Annotated in this window: 14 protein-coding genes; 4 read left to right on the forward strand and 10 right to left on the reverse strand. The window is 43.8% G+C overall.

Features of this window, described 5'->3' with window-relative positions:
• Window positions 1-148: 148 nt before the first annotated feature.
• The 4 genes from BMW86_RS32815 to BMW86_RS13840 all read left to right on the forward strand — a co-directional run bounded on the left by BMW86_RS32815 (window position 149) and on the right by BMW86_RS13840 (window position 2,431).
• Window positions 149-295, forward strand: coding sequence for a class I lanthipeptide (locus BMW86_RS32815; protein WP_177189262.1), 147 nt, complete (start codon window positions 149-151; stop codon window positions 293-295).
• Between the two features lie 20 nt (window positions 296-315).
• Complete coding sequence (locus tag BMW86_RS32820) at window positions 316-483, forward strand: hypothetical protein (RefSeq protein ID WP_177189263.1); 168 nt, start codon at window positions 316-318, stop codon at window positions 481-483.
• Between the two features lie 7 nt (window positions 484-490).
• Window positions 491-1,714, forward strand: coding sequence for a lanthionine synthetase C family protein (locus BMW86_RS13835; protein WP_089782331.1), 1,224 nt, complete (start codon window positions 491-493; stop codon window positions 1,712-1,714).
• Window positions 1,715-1,804: 90 nt separating this feature from the next.
• Window positions 1,805-2,431 carry a response regulator gene (locus BMW86_RS13840; protein WP_089782332.1) on the forward strand — a complete coding sequence of 209 codons (627 nt, stop codon included), beginning with the start codon at window positions 1,805-1,807 and terminating at the stop codon, window positions 2,429-2,431.
• 52 nt (window positions 2,432-2,483) lie between these two features.
• Here the strand turns inward: BMW86_RS13840 and BMW86_RS13845 are convergent, their stop codons facing one another.
• The 10 genes from BMW86_RS13845 to BMW86_RS13890 are packed head-to-tail and all read right to left on the reverse strand — an operon-like array spanning window position 2,484 to window position 21,399.
• Window positions 2,484-3,587, reverse strand: coding sequence for an RAD23 family protein (locus tag BMW86_RS13845; RefSeq protein WP_089782333.1), 1,104 nt, complete (start codon window positions 3,585-3,587; stop codon window positions 2,484-2,486).
• Window positions 3,588-3,643: 56 nt separating this feature from the next.
• Entirely contained in the window at window positions 3,644-4,135 is a 492-nt protein-coding gene (locus BMW86_RS13850; RefSeq protein WP_089782334.1) for a hypothetical protein, read from the reverse strand.
• Window positions 4,136-4,145: 10 nt separating this feature from the next.
• Complete coding sequence (locus tag BMW86_RS13855) at window positions 4,146-5,420, reverse strand: condensation domain-containing protein (RefSeq protein WP_089782335.1); 1,275 nt, start codon at window positions 5,418-5,420, stop codon at window positions 4,146-4,148.
• Window positions 5,421-5,430: 10 nt separating this feature from the next.
• Complete coding sequence (locus tag BMW86_RS13860; protein ID WP_089782336.1) at window positions 5,431-6,732, reverse strand: condensation domain-containing protein; 1,302 nt, start codon at window positions 6,730-6,732, stop codon at window positions 5,431-5,433.
• Window positions 6,707-7,912: a glycosyltransferase gene (locus BMW86_RS33015; RefSeq protein WP_089782337.1), complete on the reverse strand. Its 1,206-nt coding sequence runs from the start codon at window positions 7,910-7,912 to the stop codon at window positions 6,707-6,709. The genes BMW86_RS13860 and BMW86_RS33015 overlap by 26 nt, the downstream gene beginning before the upstream one ends.
• A gap of 15 nt (window positions 7,913-7,927) precedes the next feature.
• On the reverse strand, window positions 7,928-9,151 hold the full coding sequence (locus BMW86_RS33020) for a glycosyltransferase (protein WP_089782338.1): 1,224 nt from the start codon (window positions 9,149-9,151) through the stop codon (window positions 7,928-7,930).
• Entirely contained in the window at window positions 9,130-9,945 is an 816-nt protein-coding gene (locus BMW86_RS13875; RefSeq protein ID WP_089782339.1) for an alpha/beta fold hydrolase, read from the reverse strand. Before BMW86_RS13875 ends, BMW86_RS33020 begins: the two co-directional genes overlap by 22 nt.
• Complete coding sequence (locus BMW86_RS13880; RefSeq protein ID WP_089782340.1) at window positions 9,936-10,232, reverse strand: acyl carrier protein; 297 nt, start codon at window positions 10,230-10,232, stop codon at window positions 9,936-9,938. Before BMW86_RS13880 ends, BMW86_RS13875 begins: the two co-directional genes overlap by 10 nt.
• Complete coding sequence (locus tag BMW86_RS13885) at window positions 10,220-14,464, reverse strand: type I polyketide synthase (protein WP_089782341.1); 4,245 nt, start codon at window positions 14,462-14,464, stop codon at window positions 10,220-10,222. Before BMW86_RS13885 ends, BMW86_RS13880 begins: the two co-directional genes overlap by 13 nt.
• Window positions 14,465-14,478: 14 nt before the next feature.
• Window positions 14,479-21,399, reverse strand: a complete 6,921-nt coding sequence (locus BMW86_RS13890; RefSeq protein WP_089783679.1) for a type I polyketide synthase — start codon at window positions 21,397-21,399, stop codon at window positions 14,479-14,481.
• Window positions 21,400-21,779 lie beyond the last annotated feature (380 nt).

A 21,779-nucleotide genomic window follows, 5' to 3' on the forward strand; every position in this document is an offset into this window, starting at 1 on the left:
ATTTCCTCTACTGGACAAAAAGCATAAAAAATCCCCTTTTCCCGTGATGAAGGCAAGCTCTGTTTATAATTATCTTTAAAAGGGAGGTCATCTGTGTCCGCCTGCACAGCTGGTTTCCCATTTATTTTTAACCTATAATGCTACAGTCATGAAAAAAGAATCCGTAAAAAAACTCAGCCTTGGCAAAATCAAGATTGCAAAACTGAACACTACACAGTTGCAACTTGCCAATGCTCCTACTTACACAGGATGTAGTCTTTTAAAATGTACTCCCCCTCCGGTAGAACAGCATTAATTTCTAAAAATCAATTTGCTATGAAAAAGACATCAGAGAAAAAATTACAGCTCGGTAAAATTAAAATTGCCAGTTTGAGCCAGGTAAAACCCAGAGGTGCGAACGCCTATACAGAATCATTTAAGGTTTGTACCAATGATATTAGTCAGGGCGCTCCTATCTGCAGCGTTGATTCCTGCCGTTTTTAAGTAACAAATGGTGGAGCTTTATTCAGCTCCACCATTGCTTTTCACAGATATGGATTATAAAAAGGTTTTACAGGAGATCAGTGTTGCACTTGATTATTATACAGAACAGGAAAACCCGCCCGGCTTATTAGGTGGTTATACTGGTTGCGCTTTATTCTATGCCTATTATTACAATCTCACCGGTAAAAAGAAGCACCTTAAAAAGGTGCATACCTTATTATTAAAAAGTATACAGGCACTATCCGAAGAGGAACTGATCCCCTCGCATTGTAATGGGATTTCGGGAATAGTGTGGTGTATACAACATCTTATCAATGAAGGATTTGCCAGTGCTGATGGAATGGAAGATGTATTCGGAGAAGTGGATACCCTGTTAGGGAGGGTCATGGAACAGGAGATAAAAGAAGACAGGTATGATTTTCTGCATGAAGGCTTAGGTATCGCTTTATACTTCCTTGAAAAAGAACAACTCTCCCCTTATTTAAATACGTTAGTAAAGCAACTGGAAGCCATAGCATATCAGGATGAAAAAGGCATCCGCTGGCGGGATTTTATTTACGGAACAAGGATAGGAGGCACGGATGAACCTGTCTTTAATCTTGGTTTAGCACATGGTACTCCTTCCATTATATCTGTTTTAGGAATGATTCAGCAGAAAGGGATAAAGATCCCTCTGATAAAAGAAAGTATAAACTGGTTGTTATCAACCAGGAATGAACCAGAAGAAGGAATTACATCTTTATACCCCGTATTGGTAAATGCAAGAAACGAGGCCATAACAGGCAAACAAAGCCGTTTAGGCTGGTGTTATGGGGATCTGAGTATCGCTATGACTTTATTAAATACAGGAAACTGGTTGGATAATGATCAGTACAAAGAAGAAGCTCATAAGATTTTCACGTACACGTTACAACATCGAAATAATAACAACGGAAGTATATTTGATGCCTGCCTTTGTCATGGGAGTGCAGGTATCGCACATATCTACAGGCGGGCTTATTTAACTTTAAAAGACCCACGTTTATTACTGGGTGCAGAACACTGGTTACAACAAACACTGCAAATGAAAACATGGAAAGATGGCCTGGCAGGATTTAAATTTTATGCGGATGAGAAATATGTAAACAGTTATGGTGTACTGGAAGGCATTGCAGGAATTGGGTTATCATTGATTGCTGCACTGGATCCTGCTACTCCCCCTGCCTGGGACCGGTGTTTGCTTTTGTCATGAGATGTCTCCTAAACTTTCCTTATATTACATATAGTAATGCCAATTATCCTCAAGACCTGTAACCCATTATCTTTTTAAACCGGAAACGACATGATCCGCCTGTATATTTTAGATAATCATCCATTGATATTGGAAGGATTGTATTCACTGTTAAGTATTGAAAAAGATATAATAATAGTCGGACACGCCCGCAATGGCAATGATTGTCTGACCTTTTTACAAAACAATACTATTGATCTTATTTTGATGGACGTTAGCCTGCCTGATATGGATGGGGTTGACCTCTGCGCTACTATCCGGATGGAGTATCCGGAAATCATGATAATAGGACTGAGTTCCCTTACTGAAGGGAAATGTGTAACCGGAATGATAGAAAACGGCGCCAGCGGATATGTGTTGAATAATGTAGAGAGAGAAGAGCTGTTATACGCCATACATGTAGTATATGAAGGTGATACCTATTTCTCTAAGGAAGCCAAACTGGCTATACAGGATGAAAGGAATAATGCCCGTCATCACTTCCCTCACCTTACCCGAAGAGAAAAAGAAGTACTGTTCCTGATTGCAGAAGGGAATACAAATCCTGAGATTGCGGAGCAATTGTTTATCAGCGCAGATACGGTGAACAGTCACCGGAAAAATCTACTGGCAAAGCTGGAAGTAAAGAATACTGCTATGTTGATTAAATATGCGATCAACAATAAGTTACTGGTATAAAAAAAGGCTTACCGTTGTACACGGTAAGCCTTGATATTTAATAATGAGCTGATTAATTGCTTTTGAATACAATTTTCTCTACAACAACGTCCAGTTTCTTCAGCACAGACTGATCTGTTTTTATCTTCTTACCACCTGTTACCTGGTCGTATAATTTAGGGTCTCCGGTATTGTTGGCTTTAAAGAGTACACCTACTCCTTTACCTGCAAAGGCTCCACCTTCCCAGCTATCTACTGTTCCTCCGTTTTCCCATTCAAACCCGTTTATCTTAAAGGGTCTGCCATTTACTTTTGTTACTTTATCCAATGGATCACCTACTTTAATCCCGAAAGGAGACTTCCATTTGGAGTGTTCTTTGGTGAAGGTGATGGCAGTACCATTCTCTCCATCAAAAATTACTTCCATCTCGTTATCTGTATCCGGGAACACGTAATAAGCGGTACCGGCATCATTACCCTGAAGGTCTGTAGCGCCATGTGACGTTACATGTTCCTTACCATATAATTCTTCCAGTTGTTCCGGTTTGCGAAGTTTGAACAAGGTACGTACGTCCCAGTTATATCCATCTTCAGCAGGTTTTGCTGCTGCAGGAGTAGTAGTCCCTGGTTCAGCAACTGTACCTGGAGTAGTAGCGGTTGCAGGAGCAGGTTCTGTAGCTGTACTGTTATCATTATCAGAAGATGCTGGTGTTGGTACCGGCTTCGCTTTTGCTGAACCCGGAGGCGGTAATACCGGCATTCCTCCCGATTTCACCAATGCCGCTTTATCTTCCAGCAAAGTCTTCGCTTCACCTTTGAATTTATTAACGGTATAAGTAGCAACGGGGAATACACTGTTTTCCTTTATACCCAATGTTTTCAGATTAGCGATCAATTGCTGCCTGTTACAGTCACTGTACTGGTAGTAAAACTTCAGTGCAGCATCCAGGGCTGCCGGATCGCTTTTCAGTTCTGTCATTGTTTTATCAATATCAAGACCACCGGAACCGCTGCGCGACAGCTCTTCCGCTACAAATAACATCCCCAGGTCCGTTTGCGCCAGGTAACGTTCTCCCATTTTTGTAGTAAGGTCTTCAACAATGTTTTCGGCAAGTTTAGTCTGTGCGTTCAGTGCAAGTGGCAATATGAACACAATCAATGCGATAATCCTTTTCATGCATGGTTCTATTTAGTGAACTTCACTGTCACTAAATTATGTAATATTCCCGAGTGTTAGACAGGATACAGCTTTTTTACCTTATTGATGGGCTGGAGTACAAAAATGACAGCCATGGCTCCGCCCAGCAGTCCTGATACGATCGACAGAAGCAACCCGTCAAAGCTGTAATCAGGGGGTAAAGATGCATGTAAAGCAAGCATTAAACATAATATTACTGATAATGTAATAGTTGCGTTTACGCCCGCCGTTCTAAACAGGAATTTGTTCTTAGGGAAATGGGGGGAGAACAGCATACCTCCCGTGTGTTGTTCTATGAGCGTGATGGTTTTTTTTGATATATCTAAGGTGATGAAAAAAGGAAGGAACACGGCCATAGGCAATACATATCTCGCCAGCGGATGAGCACCCCGGAACAGATGAACGGCATGCCGGTCTTCGAAATTGAAATAAGGCACAATTCCGTTGATAATCACATTAGAGATAATAGAGATGAGCAGTTGCTTTTTAGTGAACTTCTTCAGGATGTGTTCTCCGGGCAATTCCATACAAAATGATTTATGCTTGTTCTAAAACGCCCATCTTCTCAAACAGTAATTCCATCATCCTGTCGGTCAGCACCGTGGCATCCTCTTTTGTAAGGAAGCTCTCATTGGAAATAAAGCTGAAGTCTATCTCTCCCCGGTAATTAGTGATCACCAGTGTGTTCGGGTTTCTCCAGGGGAAGCAGGCGCTGGGGCTGTAGATGGTTTCCAGTTGGAAAGAGTCGTATCTGTCCGGGATATTAAGGCGTCCCATATTAGACAGGGTCACATCATGTGTCCCCTCATTGGACCTCAGATAGGTAACGATTTTTTTTACGGATGAATGGAAGTACTCACTCATCAACAATAATTCATGGATGTTCATTACATCTATTTTGCCGGCCAGGTCATTGCGGAGTTTCCGGGTTTTGGTCCAGAAGTCGGCAGAGTTATCTTTTATGATGGGCAATCCCTCTATGGGTGCAAAGGCAAAGAGATGATCGTTTTTTATTTCAGGGATATACCTGCGGATGTCTACCGGGTAGATGACATTACCTTTTGCTTTATCCCCCTTAAGGTCCCGCATGGCTTCCAGGAATGCGACCGAGAAGGTGGCATGCAGGGCGGTTTTCTGCTGTTTGCAAAGATTGGTAAGTATGGTAGAGCTTTCCTCATCCATCTTCCAGTGTAACAGGTAGCTTTTGCCTGGAGCTATGTTTTTCTTACTGGTTTTGAGGGATAAAAAGAATCCGGCTATATGTGAAGAGAGCCAGGCTTTTATCTTCTTCCTTTTATCAAAGAGAATATGAGGGGGGATGAGCGCATGCACAGATTCAAAAGATTCATAGGGTTCCAGTGGGGTATCAGGATGGTCCAGCAGCAGCAGCATTTCCCGCATTAACGTAAGGATGGAGGTGCCATCGCAGATGCAATGAGCGCATACCAGCAGGAGTTCTGACACATCATCGGATCGCAGCCAGAGTACCCTGGCCAGTGGTCCTTTCTGCACATCAAAGTGGTATTCCCATTCCGCTTCGGAAGCCGCTATCCAGTCATCATCAGAAAAGCGCTCCACTATCTGCACAGGGATTTCAGAAATCTGGGTGTTGGATACAAAATAGGGTCTGCCCTTTTCATCTTCACGGATCACTACCCGCAATAAAGGGTGTTTGCGCTGGATACCGGCAAGGGCGGTCTTAAGTTGTTGCTCAGTAATACTGCCACGGATCTTGGCGGTGAATATACAGTTAACAGTTTCTTTTGCATTTACATACATGATCCTTTCTCCGATGATTAATTGTCTGTTCATAGTAAGATTATTAGGATAATACCGTCTCTGCTACGGGAGCCGTTTCGTGCTGCAATAATGTGATAGCGCTGTCTTTGATAGACAGGGCATCTAAATAAGGTAGCAGCCCATCGTTAGAAATAAATGTAAAGTCGATCTGGTTGTCGAACGTGGAAGTAATGATTGTAGTGGGATTGGCAAAGGGACCAATCACCGAAGGACTGTAAATCGTTTCAATATCAAACGTATTGAAATGCCGGGGGATGTCCAGTTTCCCCATATTAGAGAACATCAGGTCATTACCTACTTTACCGTAGGTGAGTACCTTTCGCAATTTATGTACTATAGCATGTGCATTTTCGAAGGTCATCAGGAAATCGTAAGGATTCATGGCTGCCATTTTCTCTGTGACTTTCTTTTGTAACAGACGGGTCTTGTTCCAGAAACTCATGGAAGGATCTTTCTCCATGGATAAAATAAGTGCAAGGCCAAAAGAAAACATGGTATCCTTACTGATATTCTCCACGAACTTCCTGATATCTACGGGGCAGGTTACTTTGTTATGCGCAGCAGCACCCCTCACTTCCCGGAAGGCAGTCAGGAATGCTACACATAAGGCGGTGTTCACGGTGACGCCTGCTGCGGAACAGGCTTTGAATAAGGCGGCGGAATCAGCTTTACTGAACTTCCAGCTGATAAGATAGTCTGACTCCCGGTTCAATTTCACCGTTTTGCCCGGGGAGATGAATGCAGATGCTGCGGATAATACAAACCTTATAACGGCGCCACTCAATCCTGCTTTGAATAACTGTTTGCGACTCCGTAATATTTCCGGGGGAACAATATCCTGTATAGTTGTGTAGGCTGTATGCTGACCAATTTCTTTCTCAGGATTATCCAGCAGGTCCAGTATTTCCCGGATCAGCAACATCGCTGCTCCACCATCACACATACAATGATGAAGGCTCATGAGCAGTTCTGAGCTAGCAGGAGATTTTATCCAGGTGATGCTCATCATAGGACCATTTTGCGTATCGAATACATTGGCCCAGGCATCTTTAGAGGCCTCTATCCAGTCGTCATTATATCTGCGTTCTATGATGCGTATAGGGATTTCCGGTACATTCCCGTTGATAAAGAAGTGAGGCATCTTTTTATCATCGGTTTTAATACCCGATCTTAATAAAGGATGTTTAGCCTGCACTTTTGTAAGGGCATTCCGGAGGTTTTCATGGGAGATGGTTCCTGCTATTTTCACAACAAAGACAATATTAAATGGTGTTATACCATCTCCGTAAAGGATTCTTTCAGGAAAGAGTAGTTGTCTGTTCATATGTTTTCTGTGCAAATGTTTCCAGTAATTCCGTTGCCTTCTCGTTGCCGCCTGCTTTGATGAAAGTATCCTGGATACGCTGTGCAGCCAGCCGGTACTTTTCATTTTCAAGTACATCCCACATAGCGGTTTTAAGGTCGCTTACCCGCAGGCGTTTATAGCGCAGTTTCACGCCGCAACCGGCATTCTCTATAAGAGAGGCGGTATGGAAATGGTCGTAGGCAATAGGTGTGATAAGCATGGGTAAACCATTCAGGAAGGCATCATTGACAGTATTAAACCCACCATGACAAATCACGGCATCCATATGCGGCATGAGGGTAGACTGTGGCACATAACCCTGCAGGATGAAATTGTCCGGCCATTTATCGAAGATGGCGGGATCAGTAGCAGCTACAATGGTGAGTGGCTGATCTGCAAATGCTTCAATGAGTTTCTGGAAGAAATCTTTGCGGATGTCTACCAGTAAGGTACCCAGGGATACGAATACTTTGGGGGTGGTAACAGCAGCCAGTCTGTCCCAGTCGAAAGGGGTATTGTTGGGCCTTCCCTTCACAGGACCTACATACTGCATATGCTCAGATGTGTCTTTACTGGCGGCAAATTCTTTAGAGGTAAAGACGATGTTCATGTCGCGGGAATGGATCACGTAGTCGTCTGTATACACGCCAAACTCACGCTGCAGGCCCAGGATGAGGTTTTTTTGCCATTCGAATATTTTAGGAGATTGCATGGTGTCGCCTGTTACATCAGGAGGAACAGGGGTAGTTGTTACGCAGGGGATGCCTTTATTATAGGCGCAGATAGCGCCGGCAAATGTGATACAATCGCTGATGATCACATCGGGTTGAAACTCGTCTACTATACGGGATAATCCCTTCATGATATAACGGCAGAAGGGGAGATAGGTTTCTTCCAGTGCCAGTTTAAGGGTTTCTACCCCGGAAAGTTTAGGGCCTTCATCCTGCATTTTGAGGATGCGCTGGATATCTGGTTGATGTTCTGCCAGTTCTTCATGAGGAACGATGAATTTCCCGCCTGCAGGAATATGTTCAGCGCCCAGTTCTTTGATACCTACCCATACTACCTGGTGGCCCCTGGAAATTAAGCTGGCGCCTACGCTTAGTGTAGGACTGATATGCCCAAAGAAGGGCGGTACCACAAACATGAATTTTGGCATAATCGGTTCTTTATTTTAATAAAAGCGGTTACGGTAAAAGGCCTGACTGGAAGTAGGCTGTAGCACCAGTTCTTCCAGCAGATTAGCAGCAGTAGCAGCACCACCGGATTGTTCAAAGGATGATTGTATCCGTTTGGCGGCTTCTTTATATGCCGGGTTGCGGAGGATCTCCCATACTGCGGTATGCAGGTGTGCTGCTTTGAAACGTTTGTAGTTCAGCCGTACACCACTCTCTACCTGTATCACCCGACCGGCTACGTGCGACTGGTCATACGCAATGGGTATCACCACCAGGGGCAGGCCATGAGACAAGCTCTCACATACGGTATTATGTCCGCCATGGCATACAACGGCATCCAGGTGGGGTAGTAATTCCAGTTGAGGGATTCTCTCCTGCACTACGAAATTGTCCGGCCACTCTTCAAAAAGAGAAGGATCGGATACCACTACTACAGACACAGGTTCATTGCCCAGTGCTTCAATCACTTTCTGAAAGAATTCTTTTTTATAGGTATGGTCGAACGTAGTACCGATGGACACTAATATCCTTGGCACATCACCCAGGTGGTACAGTTTTTCCCAGTTAAAAGCAGTGACGGTTGTTCTGTGCTGAATAACAGGACCAATGAATTTATACCAGGGAGGCAGGGACATATCTCCAAAGAAATCTTTAGAGGTAAAGATCATGGTGAGGGCTTCGGAACATACTATAGCTCTGTCGTACGGAATACCCAGTTCCTGTTGTAATGCAACGATCTGCCTGATTTCCCATTCATGTACACCGGGTAAATCTTCCATCATTTTAACAGCTGCCGGAGCGGTGACAGAAGTAGCATAAGGGATCTCCATTTTACAGGCAGCGATAGCACCGGAAAACAGCTGATGGTCATTGATGATCACATCTGGTTTAAAAGCATCCAGAATAGTGGTAATGCCTTCAAACATATACCTGTTAAGCGGTATCAATACCTCTTCATATAAAAACTTGATGCTTTCTATACCGGATACATTCTTTTTAGTGATCTGATCCAGGTATTGTTCACTGTCTCTTTTTTCTACATCGTTCTGGTCGTATTGCAGCAGCAGTAGCCGTCCGCCCTGCGGTAAACGGTTTTCCAGTGAAGCATCCAGACTTATCCAGCCTACTTCATGTCCTCTTTGCAGCAATTCTGCACCAAGACTGAGTGTTGGATTAACATGACCCGTAAGGGGTGGTACTATGAACGCAAACCTTGCCATAATCTGCTATTGATTTGTTTGAATTTGATATGCCATCCTTCAAAAAAGTCTTTCAGCCTGTTAGCAATTTCTTCCGGTTGTTGTATAGGAACATTGTGATCTCCTTTTACGAAGACCAGTTTAGACCTGATGATTGTGTCGTATAATTTCTTTCCCGAATCAATGCAATTTGAATCCTTACCATACAGCAGTAAGGTGTCGTGTGAGATGTTACTGATAGTTGTGTCTTTGAAGAATGCCCGTTCGTTGTGCATGTCTGACTTAATGGATGTTTCATTAAACAGGTATTCGTACATCCTGTGATTTTTATCCAGCTGTCTTTTGCCCATGCGCATTTTAGTGGTATCAGTAAAGTTGTTGATATAGTCTACCAGGAACTCTTTACTGTAGATGTCGATGATACCCAGGGTTTCATTATCGCTGGGATCGGGGGCTTCTATGACTGCCAGCTTTTTAACTCTGCCGGGATAGCGCATGGCCATTTTAAGGGCTACGAGTCCACCGTAACTATACCCTGCCAGGTATACGGATTTCAGTCCCAGGGCTTCCATCAGGGCCAGCAGGTCGTCTGTCATGGTATTGAGGTCGTAGCCGTCCTTGGATTTGGCGCTCATACCATGGCTTTTCATGTCGTACATGACTACATGAAAGTTCTGCGCCAGGATGGGTGCGATGTTGAAATAATAAACAGACAGATTGCTGAACATACCATGAATCAGCAATACTGTTTCTTTTGCCCCTTTATTCAGTTCCTGAATGTGTACAGTGGCATTGTTGACTTTGATTACTGGCATGTTTCAATGTGTTTTATGATGTCATCTAGTTTGAGATTGATCAGCTGATCCAGGTCCATGCCCGAGAGCCAGCCGGTAAAATCAATGTTCTCTCCAAAATGAGCTTTTACCTTTTCTGAAAATGATACAATTTCAATACTGTCCATTTCGAGATCTTTGGTAAAGGAACTTTCTCTGGAGATATCCATGTCTTCTACAAACTCTTCCCCGATAACTTCGGTGATAAAAACTTTCAATACAGCAAATATTTCCTCGCTGTTCAATTTTCTTTTAGTTACAGTGTCCATCCTATTATGTAGTTATTATGTTTGATTGTTTTGATGTGAACGTCTTTGATTCTTAAAGTATCTCCGGTTATTTCTTCTATTGCGTATGCTTTGGGATTGCCCTGTAAACCTTTACCCAGGTATTTCCCATATGCTTCCTTGGCTACCCAGCCACGGATAATCCATTCCGGATCTGTTATCAGTTTCAGCTCGCTTTCAGAAAAGACGAGTTCTGTGAAGCCGGTACTTTTTTCACTGATCTCTTCGATATCTATTCCTACTGGTTTGTCAAACCGGGCAATACCTACAGCGTCTGTATTTTTATGTGCGATAGAGATATTGATACCGTTGGTCATTGATCCTTGCGGGAATGGTTGTCCGGTTGCATCTGTACAGACTTCGAATTCTATGGGATAATATGCTTCCTGTTTTTGTTGTTTCAGTAAAGCTCTTACGGCGTCTTTTACTGCAACGCGACTGATAATTCTTTCCTTGCGTTTGTTGGGAAGGAGAGAACGGATGTATGCTTTTTCAGTCTGATTGAAATATCTTTTCAGGATAAAATCCCAGGAGACTACACGCTGGTAAGCGTTGTGGAACATAAAGATACCAGGGGCTATCTCTTCAGACATTCTGTTATGTAATGGAGACATGGATATTCTCCATAGCGCTTCATCTATTTCCAGTCTCCTGTTTTGCCATCCGGTGATAACAGCCCATACTTTATTATTTCTTTTGAGGATGATGTTACCAGTGGCAAATTCATCGTTCATTTCTGTGAGTTCACAGGTACATTCAAAAGAGCCCTGTTGGTCCTGCATGTTATCATAGAAAGCTACTTCCTGGATTTTAACAGGGAAGGCGATGCGGTCTTTTTCTAAGGTGAGTTGTAACCAGAGACCGAAGAGTTGTCCTGCATTATCAAGTAAGGAGCCTTTGCCGGTGCTGCTTTCTATGATACCGGTGATGCCTTTGCCGCCTACTGCTGTTATCTCTTTTATTCCCTGGTAGGCGGGGCCATGGAACATATGTTCTTCATAGATCTGTGTTGGGGTTTTGGTGATGTGTAAAGGGTTACCTGTTTGAAGGGAAGATATGGTTGGTTTTTGATAGTTATCAGATAGTTCTACGGATGCGTTAGCATAATTTTCCAGGTTCATGGAGATGTTGCTGGCATCTTTCCATTCTCCGGTGATGGTTTCCCGGAAGGGAGTGGCTACGTTCATCCATTGGAATACCTGGATATGAGAGATTTTGTTTACTATTCTACCGGGTGCGTTTTCTTTGGCGATGTCTGCGAATAGTTCGAAGATCATAGTCATGGGGATTACCGGGTCCATGTCATCAGGGCAGTGCCATCCTGGTTTTTGCCTGATGAGGGCATGATCTATGAGATAAGGAGTATTATCCAGAGAGATATCCAGCTGTTTGGATACGGGGTTTAATTTATCTGGTAAAGGATTTAAGGTGATGGGATGATAGTTTGATACAGGGTTCAGTATGGCAGGCCTGTCATTGAACAGGGCAATAATTTCTTCCTGGATAGCAGCTATTTCATCACAGTTTTCCTGGAATGCTTTCATTACAGGAGAACCGACTGATTCGTGTATAGGTGTAGCTTTCTTAGTAATCTGTAGACTTTTAAGAGAGCTCAGATCTTTTACTATAGGAGATCCCAGCTGTAGTTTTACAGGGTTTGATTTTGATTTATTTTCTATCCCCAAGAAAGAGTAATTAATATCTTTTCCTTCAGTAAACAGGGCTGCCAACACACGTTGTAACTGCTCTATACCTGATCTTATAGGTACGTTGGCGGCAATAGCGCTGTATGTTTTGTTTTTCAGTGTATCATCTACAAAACCTATCAAGCCACCGGAGCCGGCTTGTATAAATACCCTTACGCCTTCATTATATAGTTTCTCTGTGAGTTCACGGAAGCGAACAGGTTTTATCAGATGATCGATGCTGAGATCACGGATAGCTTCCACGCTTTCCGGATAGATATCCAGGGTAGTGGCAGACCATAAAGGAATGGTCGTCTTCTGGAAACTAACTTTGCTGATACCTGTCAGTAATATATCCAGTTTATTTTCTACGAAAGGAGAGTGGAAGCCTGACTGGAAAGGGAGTACCTGATGGAAGATTTGTTCTTCCCTCAGGATAACCATCAGTGTTTCTACTGCTTTGCCTGTACCACATAAGATTACCTGCTGAGGGCAGTTATCCATGGAAAGATAGAGGTCTTTGATATTTTTCAGATAAGGAGCGATGCGATCGTATCCACAGCCGATGACAAGAAACTTTGCATCTTTCTGCTCGAAAGAAGCGGGATTGAGTTCCTGCAGCAGAGCGAGAACAGAAGATTCTTCTGCCAGTCCGGAAGATCTTCCGGCCAGCCATTCTCCCAGGCTATGGCCTGCGTTGAGATCTGGAATAATACCCAGTTGTTTCAATGCACTATCCACTATTCTACTCCTTTCAAGTAACTGTAACGCAGAGTCTAATACGCCATCAGAAGTAGCCTGTGCAGATTCAAAACGGGGCAGCCTGAAATATTCAGCTACGCTGTCTACTTCACCACCGGAGAGGCCATCTAAGCCGGGGAAGAGGAAGGCTACTTTGCCACCTTTGCTGATAAGGGGATCATTAGTAAACCAGATATCCTGCTTATTTCTCCAGGGGAGGCCCCTGCTCACTATTTTAATTGCTTTTTTGATACGTTCAGGAGTAGGGTTGAATAAGGCAATCCTGTAATTACCACGTCCGGGGTCTGTATCGTTTCTTTCTAAGGCTTTGGTGAGAGTATCTGCATCAGGTCTTGCAAGTAACAGTACATCTGCTTTAGTGGAAGAAATACCATTGAAAACAGGTTTCACAGGAGATGTAAAGCCTTCCACTACCACATGTGCATTAATACCCCCAAAACCGAAGGCGTTAATACCAGCCAGTTTAGGTAACTCATCCCAGTCCCGCACTTCACTCACCGGTTCAAAGCGGGTTTGCTGCATAGCAGCTAAAGGCTCTTCACAATGAAGGGTAGGCGGTAGTTTGTGATGGTATAATGCCAGGGCCGTTTTGATTAACCCGGCAATACCTGCCGCCGGCATTGCATGCCCTATCATAGACTTGACAGTGCCTATACCGGCCTTTGACCGGCCTTTGCCACTACCGAATATGCCCGCCAGTGTATCCAGTTCTGTCTTATCTCCCAAAGGAGTACCTGTGCCATGTGCTTCAATATATCCCACTTCATTCACATCAATCCCTGCATTTTGCCATGCCTGTAAAATGGCTTTAGACTGCCCTTTCTGAGAAGGACTCATCACACTTGTTCCTGCTCCATCGCTGGAAACCCCCGTTCCTTTCACCACTGCATAAATCCTGTCTTTATCTCTAACCGCATCTTCCAGCCTTTTCAGCACCACAAACCCACATCCTTCTCCTATCAACAAACCATCCGCCCGCTGATCAAAAGGACGAATCTGACCCACTCTGGATAATGCGCCCAGCTGTGTGAAGATGCTCCAGAAGGGGGCATTCTGACAAACATGCACACCTCCGGCAATGATCATATCGGAGCGATGAGAACTCAATTCCTGCATGGCATGGTCAACCGCAAGCAGGGAACTTGCACAGGCGGCATCAATAGTATAGGCTGCACCACCGAGATTCAGCCTGTTGGCGACCAACGAAGCTACGAGGTTAGGTATCAGTCCCATCGCTGTATCCGGTCCGAAACGGCCCTTCTTAACCTGGAACTCTTTTTTTACTTTATCGAGGTCCTCACTTTTCAGATCGGGTAATAACGTTTGTAGTACCTGTACGATCTGCTCTCCTGTCCTTACAATTTCTATTGCACGAGTAGCACCAGGACCAGTATAATTGCCTTTCCCTATAATGATACCGGTTTTCTCTAAATCCCCTTCCAGCACACCTGCATCCTGTAGCGCCTGTTGGGCAAGGGAAAGGGTAAGCAGTTGTTCAGGTTCTGTACCTTCCACCGCTAGCGGAAGGATACCAAATTTAATAGGATCAAAGGCCGCAAATTCATCTATAAATCCTCCACGACGGCAATAGAACCGGTCAACAGCGTTGGACAAAGGGTCGAAGAAAGTGGCATCTAACCGGTTTTCGGGCACTAACTGGATAGCGTCTTTTTTAGTTATTATATTATTCCAGAACGTAGGGATATCACCCGCACCCGGGAAAATACCGGACATTCCGATAATCGCTATATCTACCTGGTTTTTCATTTGTATGGTTTGGGTTATTCAGCCATAATCAGCACCTGGCTCTCATTGCCATATTTCAGTTCATTTACAAAGATCTCCATGCCATCTTTTAAAGGAATCAACGGAATACCTCTGCGTTCATACTCTTTCTCCAGGGTAGGAGACACCATGCCGGTGCCTTTCCATGGTCCCCAGTTGATAGCAGTTACTTTCCCTTTGAGCGTTTTCTTTAACTCCCATGCGTAACGGTCCATCACACTATTTGCTGCTGCGTAATCTGTTTGACCACGGTTACCATACACAGAAGCTACACTGGAAAACAGAATTACGAACTGCACATCAGGGCGTAATTGCTCTGCCAGTATTCTTAACGGTGTTACTTTGGTAGAGAACACTCTTTCGAAAGAGTCGGACGTTTTCTGCTGAAACAGTTTATCTTCTAATAGGCCTGCTCCATGAATCACCCCATCTATCTTCCCATAATCTTTATAAATATTGCTGATTAAATGACTCAGTTCCTGTTCATTTCTGAGATCAAGCATATGGTAAGTAACGGTAGCACCGTTTGCTTCCAGGGAAGTAATGGTATGCAGGATCTGATTACACTTATGAATATCTGAAGCTCTCTTTTCTATCTCAGCAGGTTTACTGAATTCTCCTTCTGTAATCAGTTGTTTTTTGATATCTTCTTTGTTACTGAATGCAGCATATTTATTCCGGCCTTCTTTGCGGGGATCCGCTGATCTGCCTACCAGGATATAATTGCAGGGATAGTCTTTAGAGAAACGTATCATCAGTTCTGATGTAATACCCTGTGCACCACCAAGCACTAATATCACACCGTTTTTATCCAGCTGGATATTGGAAGTGTCGCCGGTAGGTATTGCTGAATGTATCAGTTCAAAAGTATGACGAATACCATCCTGGTAGATGACTTCTGCCGGTTCATCCGGATGCCGGATTTCATTTAAGGTGATAGTCGCAATTTCTTCCGGAGATAGTGTGCCAGTGAGGCTGATGCTTCTGCATTTGGTATTGTCCCACTCTTTATCGAGGCTTTTTAAGAAACCCGGATAACCCTGGTAATTTCTGAGTTGGGTATTATCTGTAGTAGCTTCTATCCCTGATATGGCATATACCCACTTTACAGTTTCAGGATGTAATTTCTTGATGGTATCAAATGCACTCAGGATATTCTTTCTCTGAGAAGTCGCTAATATATCAAGGATGATCAACCCATTATATCCTTCCAGGGAATCACTGTCTGTGATAATATTAACAACAGCTCCCTGTTGTTCCAAAAGTGTTTTAATAGATAATGCAACTCTGCTGCCATCATCTGTGATAGCGAATTGCTGTCCGTTTAAATTCTCCGGAATGGCATTGCCAAAGCGGGAAGGCGTCAATGCAAAACGAATACGTGATAATACTTCTTTCTTAGCAACAACAGGTGTTTCTGTGATGGTGGCTATTGTTTCGGAAGAGGATATCATGTTTGCCGCAATCCAGCTTACTAATCCGTTCAATGTTTTGATAGCGGCCAATGCTTCTGTTTTATCTTCCGACTGAGCAAAGCCGCCTATCTTCACTTTCAGCTCTCCCAGTATTTCCATGCGTTTGATGGAATCTATACTGAGATCAGCTTCCAGGTCGAGGTCCAGTCCCAGCATATCCTGTGGGTAGCCGGTTTTTTCACTTACAGTAAGTAATATGGTACTCCTGATATCCTGTTCAGACCAGCTTTTTTCAGCCGTAGCCGTTGGTTGCTGTATGGCATGTTGTAAAGAGATACCACCTGTATCAGGAATGTTATTATCTACATTATCTGCTATCCACTGTAATAATCCACTTAATGTTTTGATACCAGATAATTGCTCAACAACTGCTTCATCACTCTTACCGGCAGTTTTAAAACCACCTAACTGTGTTCTTAACTCACCAATGATTTCCATACGTTTGATAGAGTCAATACTGAGGTCAGCTTCCATGTCCATATCCATACCCAGCATTTCATGAGGATAACCGGTTTTATCACTCACTACTTCTATCAGGATTTTCTTAGGATCTCTTTTGATATGTACCTGAATAGTTTCGGGTTGTTGTGCAGCAGGAGCAGGAATCTCCTTTTTCAATGGAACCGGCACTATTTCAGGCTGACTGAAAGTAGCCGGAGAATGTCCCAGGTAACCCAGTATCACATCCCTTTGTGCCTGCACCAGGTATTTTACACTGTTCAGGTATTCCTGCACCATATGTTCCGCATTACCACCAACAGTAGCTGTTACCACCTGTTTAACCAGCTGTAAAGGCTGTGTAATGGGCAATGCACCATGTGCTGGCAGTTTACCTACGGATGGAACCGATAACTGTCCGTTTACATACCATACCGTACTGCTCTTTTTATATTGTTCAGGTGTATCTAATTGCAGGAGCTGTGCATCCCTGCCATCAAATAACTTTTCCAGTTTTACTTCCCTGCCGCTGGCAATGTATCTGGCGATAGTATTTAACAGGTGAGTGATCGCCTGTTTATCTTCTGTATGTAGAATCAGTTCATCCTTTCCGATAATTGATTTTGTAAGACCTGATAATACTTTACCCGGACCCACTTCTACAAATACCCTGGCACCTGCTTCATACATCTGTTCAATCTCTTCTGTAAAACGTACAGGTTTAACAAGATGATCTGTCAGCAGTTCTTTGATGTCTTTAGCTACAGTAGGATATACTTTTGTAGTAGTATTAGACCATACCGGGATGGATGGGCTGCTGAAAGTAACATCGCTGATAGCCTTTTTATACAATGCTTTGGAGCCGGATAATAAAGGGCTGTGGAATGCGCAGGCAACTTCCAGCTGTTTATAGGATATTTTCAACTGCTTCAGTTGTTCCATGAAGCGTTCCATATCTTTTGTAGTACCAGCCAATACCCATTGCAACGGAGAATTATGATTCACCGGGTACACCCCATTTTCTTCTTTCGCAATAGTGGCCAGTTCTTCTTTAGAACAGTTCACCGCTACCATTACGCCTTTGTCATCTACTATTGCATCGAGGATGGATTTTGCTCTTTTCTCACTGAGCGGTATTAGCTGGTCTTCTGAGAATACATTTGCAAAACATAAGGCAGGCAATTCACCATAGCTATGTCCTGCTACCATATCCGGCTGAATACCCAGTTCTTTTAACAGGTTGGCAATTGCCAGGTCTACCACGCCTAACAGCGGTTGCGCAACACGGGTATCTTTAATCTGCTCCTTCTGTTTTTTAGCAGCATTATCATTGAATACTGCATTAGGGAACAGGATCTTTTCATAGGAAGGATTGTTTTTTAACAGTCTGCGCATAACCGGGAATGTTACAAACAGTTCTCTTGCCATGTTGATACGCTGACTTCCCTGTCCAGGGAAAAGGAATGCTACTTTACCTTCCAGTTTTTGTGTTACATATATTTCTTTAGCGTTAGCTCCGGATAATGCCAGCTCTATCTTCAACATTAAATCTTCCCTGTTATTCGCTACGATAGATAATTGAATGGGTTCATCACTTTTAACTATCAGGCTGTAGGCAACATCTTTCAGGGAGATGTTATCATTGTTTTCAAGCAGTGTGCGTACAGATTGCAAGGACTGTTTTACATTACCTCTGAAAACAAACAGTTCAGATGCCCAGGCTTTTGTAACCGCTTTTTCTTCCGGTCGATTGCCTTCATTTTCAATGACTGCATGGAAGTTAGTGCCACCAAAACCGAAGGCACTGATACCTGCCCGACGAATATCATCCATCCACAAACCTGCTTCTGTATTGAAGAGGAAGGGACTGGTGGATTCATTATAGTAGCTGTTAGGATTCTTGATGTGCAGAGTGGGGGGCTTTACGCCATGATATACAGAAAGGGTAGCTTTGATCAATCCGGCTAATCCTGCTGCGCACTTGGTATGTCCTATCTGTGTTTTTACAGAGCCCAGGTGAGCCTGTCCGGTAATAGCGCCGGACTGTATCAGCATATCAGAGATGGCGCTTAATTCTGTTTTATCACCTACTACGGTACCGGTACCATGTGCTTCTACCAGTCCTACGGAAGCCGGTGAAACACCACTCTGTTCGTATGCTCTTTCCAGTGCTTTTATTTGTCCTGCTTTACGCGGAGCCGTTAAGCCCAGGCTTTTACCATCACTGGAACCGCCTACACCTTTGATAACAGCGTAGATGGTATCGCCATCACGTTTAGCGTCTGCCAGTCTTTTCAGTACTATCATGGCCACACCTTCACCTAATGCAATCCCATCCGCAGCTGAGTCGAAAGTAGCACAGCGGCCGGTTTTAGACAATGCATGTGTGCTGGAGAACATTAAGTAATCGTTGATGCCATTGTGAAGGTCGGCAGCACCAGACAGCACCATATCTGATTTTTCGAGGATCAGTTCCTGGCAGGCCAGGTCAATCGCCGCCAGAGAGGAGGCGCAGGCAGCATCTACTGTATAGTTACGGCCACCCAGGTTCAGCCTGTTGGTGATACGGCCGGAGATAACATTTGCCAATACTCCCGGGAAGGAATCTTCTGTAAGTTTAGGTAGGGCGTTATCCAGTTCTGCCGGCATTTCACCTAAGAACTGCCGGTAGAGGGAGCGGAACCCATAGTTATTAGCCAGGTCATTTCCTCCTTCCGCACCTATGATGACAGAGACATCTTCTCCATTAAAATCTTTATCTGCATAACCTGCATTTTCAAGTGCCTGTTTTGCTACTAGTAAACTTAATAACTGAGTAGGATCGATGGCGGCCAGAGACTGTGGCGGAATACCGAAAGCAACAGGATCAAAGTCGATACGGGGAATGAAGCCACCCCATTTGGAAGGTGTTTTATCCCCATCTGTAGAAGCTCCATCATAATACAATTCTTTATTCCAGCGTTCATCCGGGACTTCTGTTACACAATCTTTTCCTGCAAGGATATTGCTCCAGAATTCCTCAATGTTTTTAGCGCCCGGATAGATACAGGCCATGCCGATGATGGCTACGTCCAATGCTTTTTCCGGTGCATTGATGGGGGCTGATAAAACAGCCGATTGTATATGTGTGAAATTATTAACGGCTACTTCTTTGTGTAAGTCGGCCATGGAGACGATCTCATTTCTCATGGCAGCCACCTGGCCTATCATGTACATGCCGTCTTTTACCTGTTGTTTTGTATCAACAGTTATGAGGTCATTGTCTTTTCTGTCCAGCCCTTTTGCCGCAATTCTCAACCGGCCAACGTTTAGTTGTTCCAGTTTGCCCCAGATTTCTTTTTTATCCAGGTTTTCAGCAATCAGTTTATTTTTCTCTTCAGTAAAGAAGTCGGCAAAAGGAGATTGTAAACAACGGGTCTCATGACCAGGCGCTGTTTCCAGTAATACAGTGCTGGTATGTTTGATGGCCTGGTCCTGAAACTGTTGGAGGATAGCCCCGGTTTCCACTGCTTCTTTTGTATAGATATAAGCGGTTCCCATCAGCACACCTATTTTAGCTCCTTTGGTGGCCAGTGAAGCAGACATTACAGAAATGAAGGCGGTGGATAAGGAATCATGGATACCGCCGGCAAAGAAGATATTGAGTTGTTCCGCATGGTCTTCCTGTAGTAAGCGGTCGATTTGTTTTTCCCATAATACCAGGCTGGATAGGGGGCCTACGTGACCACCACATTCTCTGCCTTCGAAAACAAATCTTCTGGCGCCTTCTTTAATAAACATGTCTAATAAAGAAGCCGAAGGAACATGCAGGAATGATTTGATGCCCATTTGTTCCAGTGCTTTAGACTGAGAAGGTCTGCCACCGGCAATGAGTACAATAGGTGGTTTTTCCTGCTTAATATATTCAATCTGTTCGTCGCGCAATTCCTGGGGAGCAAAGCCGAGTATACCTACTCCCCAGGTCTTGTCGCGAGCCAGCTTCTTGGTTTGTTGAATTAATTGCAGTGCGCTTTCTCCTTTTAATAAGGAGAGGGCCACGAAGGGCAAGGCACCGGCATTAGCCACAGCTTCTGCGAATGCAGGTACATCGCTTACACGTGTCATCGGGCCTTGTGCGATAGGGTAAGGAATGTTTAATTCCTGTGCCAGTGCATTACCCGGACTAATAACATTCATTGTCTTCGCCTGGTGCAGATGGCCACGGATGCCTTCCCGGATACCGGTAATCAGCCTGCTGAGTTTTTTATATCGTTTAACAAGATCGATTGAAATGGCGATGTCTTGTCCTAATGGGAGATACCCTTTGTCGAGATCAAGCAGGCCAAGATATTTTTCTATATCTGCAAATGTTGGATTCTCTGGTATAACCGGAGAGTTAGGACGAACGAGTACACGAAAATTATCAATCACACGTGTTTCATTTCCATTTAATTTTTCGCATACATTTTTAATGGAAGAAGGGGCATTACATTCCGGAAATAATACGAGTTGACTATCCAGAATTATTCCCTTTGCACCTGTAGCGATTAATGCAGAAGATGTGTGAATTCCTGCACCGCCCTGTACCCATATATCCGTACCGGGAAGTGCGGGGATTATCTGTTGAAATAGTATAAAGGACGATTCTTCCCCGGTTTTTCCGGCGCTTTCATTTCCTTTTACGATAATTCCATCTGCATTATTGGCTTTAGCCTGCAGCGCTTCTGCCAGACTATGTACCTGGTAGAATAGCTGTACATTCTTTCTGGGGGCCATTTTAGTGCCGAAAGACGCTATTACAATGGATACCTGTTTAGGTAGAGGGAGATCGGCAAAATCTGTTGTTGCGGGGAAACATACGCCAAAGTCCGGTAGGTCTTTCAGTGCTTCCAATGCTTTAACAGCGACAGCTTTATCGCGTCCAAGGTGAAGTACCGGGAACGCTTTGGCTTTAGCCAGGGCCTTGACAAGGTTTACATCAGGACATTCAAAGGGCGTCAGTCCTATAATAACAGGATCTTTCATATGGTTTTTGATTTTGGTTACGGACAATACATTGCCGGTACCATGATTATTCAATCATCGTGTTACGTAATACCGCTGTAATAATTCTTTTCTGTTGGGTCCGGGAAGGCAAAGCGATCCCATCCTGTTGCTACGAACTGGTAAGTGTTTTCATAGTGTGGATTATAGAAGGCTAAACGGCCGGATTCTCACAGATGGGAGAATGGCGGATATGTTGTAAAAGAACTGATGTTCTGTATAACAACATAAGTAGTAGAAAGTTTGATGGAAGTTATCCTTTTACTAAACCAAAATGCTTACAAATGGTGTAATGGCTAAATTGATACTGAAAAGAATTTAAAAGCAACATCACATAGGGAATTCCCTGTCGGGCTTCTTTT

The organism is Chitinophaga sp. YR573 (genome assembly GCF_900110995.1).
Taxonomy (GTDB): domain Bacteria; phylum Bacteroidota; class Bacteroidia; order Chitinophagales; family Chitinophagaceae; genus Chitinophaga.

Bases quoted from the DNA above. Each gene is read 5' to 3' on its own strand.
- BMW86_RS13850 (WP_089782334.1), bottom strand. From the start codon at position 4,135: ATGGAATTGCCCGGAGAACACATCCTGAAGAAGTTCACTAAAAAGCAA.
- BMW86_RS13845 (WP_089782333.1), bottom strand. From the start codon at position 3,587: ATGAAAAGGATTATCGCATTGATTGTGTTCATATTGCCACTTGCACTG.
- BMW86_RS13855 (WP_089782335.1), bottom strand. From the start codon at position 5,420: ATGAACAGACAATTAATCATCGGAGAAAGGATCATGTATGTAAATGCA.
- BMW86_RS13875 (WP_089782339.1), bottom strand. From the start codon at position 9,945: ATGCCAGTAATCAAAGTCAACAATGCCACTGTACACATTCAGGAACTG.
- BMW86_RS13860 (WP_089782336.1), bottom strand. From the start codon at position 6,732: ATGAACAGACAACTACTCTTTCCTGAAAGAATCCTTTACGGAGATGGT.
- BMW86_RS33020 (WP_089782338.1), bottom strand. From the start codon at position 9,151: ATGGCAAGGTTTGCGTTCATAGTACCACCCCTTACGGGTCATGTTAAT.
- BMW86_RS32815 (WP_177189262.1), top strand. From the start codon at position 149: ATGAAAAAAGAATCCGTAAAAAAACTCAGCCTTGGCAAAATCAAGATT.
- BMW86_RS33015 (WP_089782337.1), bottom strand. From the start codon at position 7,912: ATGCCAAAATTCATGTTTGTGGTACCGCCCTTCTTTGGGCATATCAGT.
- BMW86_RS13880 (WP_089782340.1), bottom strand. From the start codon at position 10,232: ATGGACACTGTAACTAAAAGAAAATTGAACAGCGAGGAAATATTTGCT.
- BMW86_RS32820 (WP_177189263.1), top strand. From the start codon at position 316: ATGAAAAAGACATCAGAGAAAAAATTACAGCTCGGTAAAATTAAAATT.
- BMW86_RS13840 (WP_089782332.1), top strand. From the start codon at position 1,805: ATGATCCGCCTGTATATTTTAGATAATCATCCATTGATATTGGAAGGA.
- BMW86_RS13835 (WP_089782331.1), top strand. From the start codon at position 491: ATGGTGGAGCTTTATTCAGCTCCACCATTGCTTTTCACAGATATGGAT.
- BMW86_RS13885 (WP_089782341.1), bottom strand. From the start codon at position 14,464: ATGAAAAACCAGGTAGATATAGCGATTATCGGAATGTCCGGTATTTTC.
- BMW86_RS13890 (WP_089783679.1), bottom strand. From the start codon at position 21,399: ATGAAAGATCCTGTTATTATAGGACTGACGCCCTTTGAATGTCCTGAT.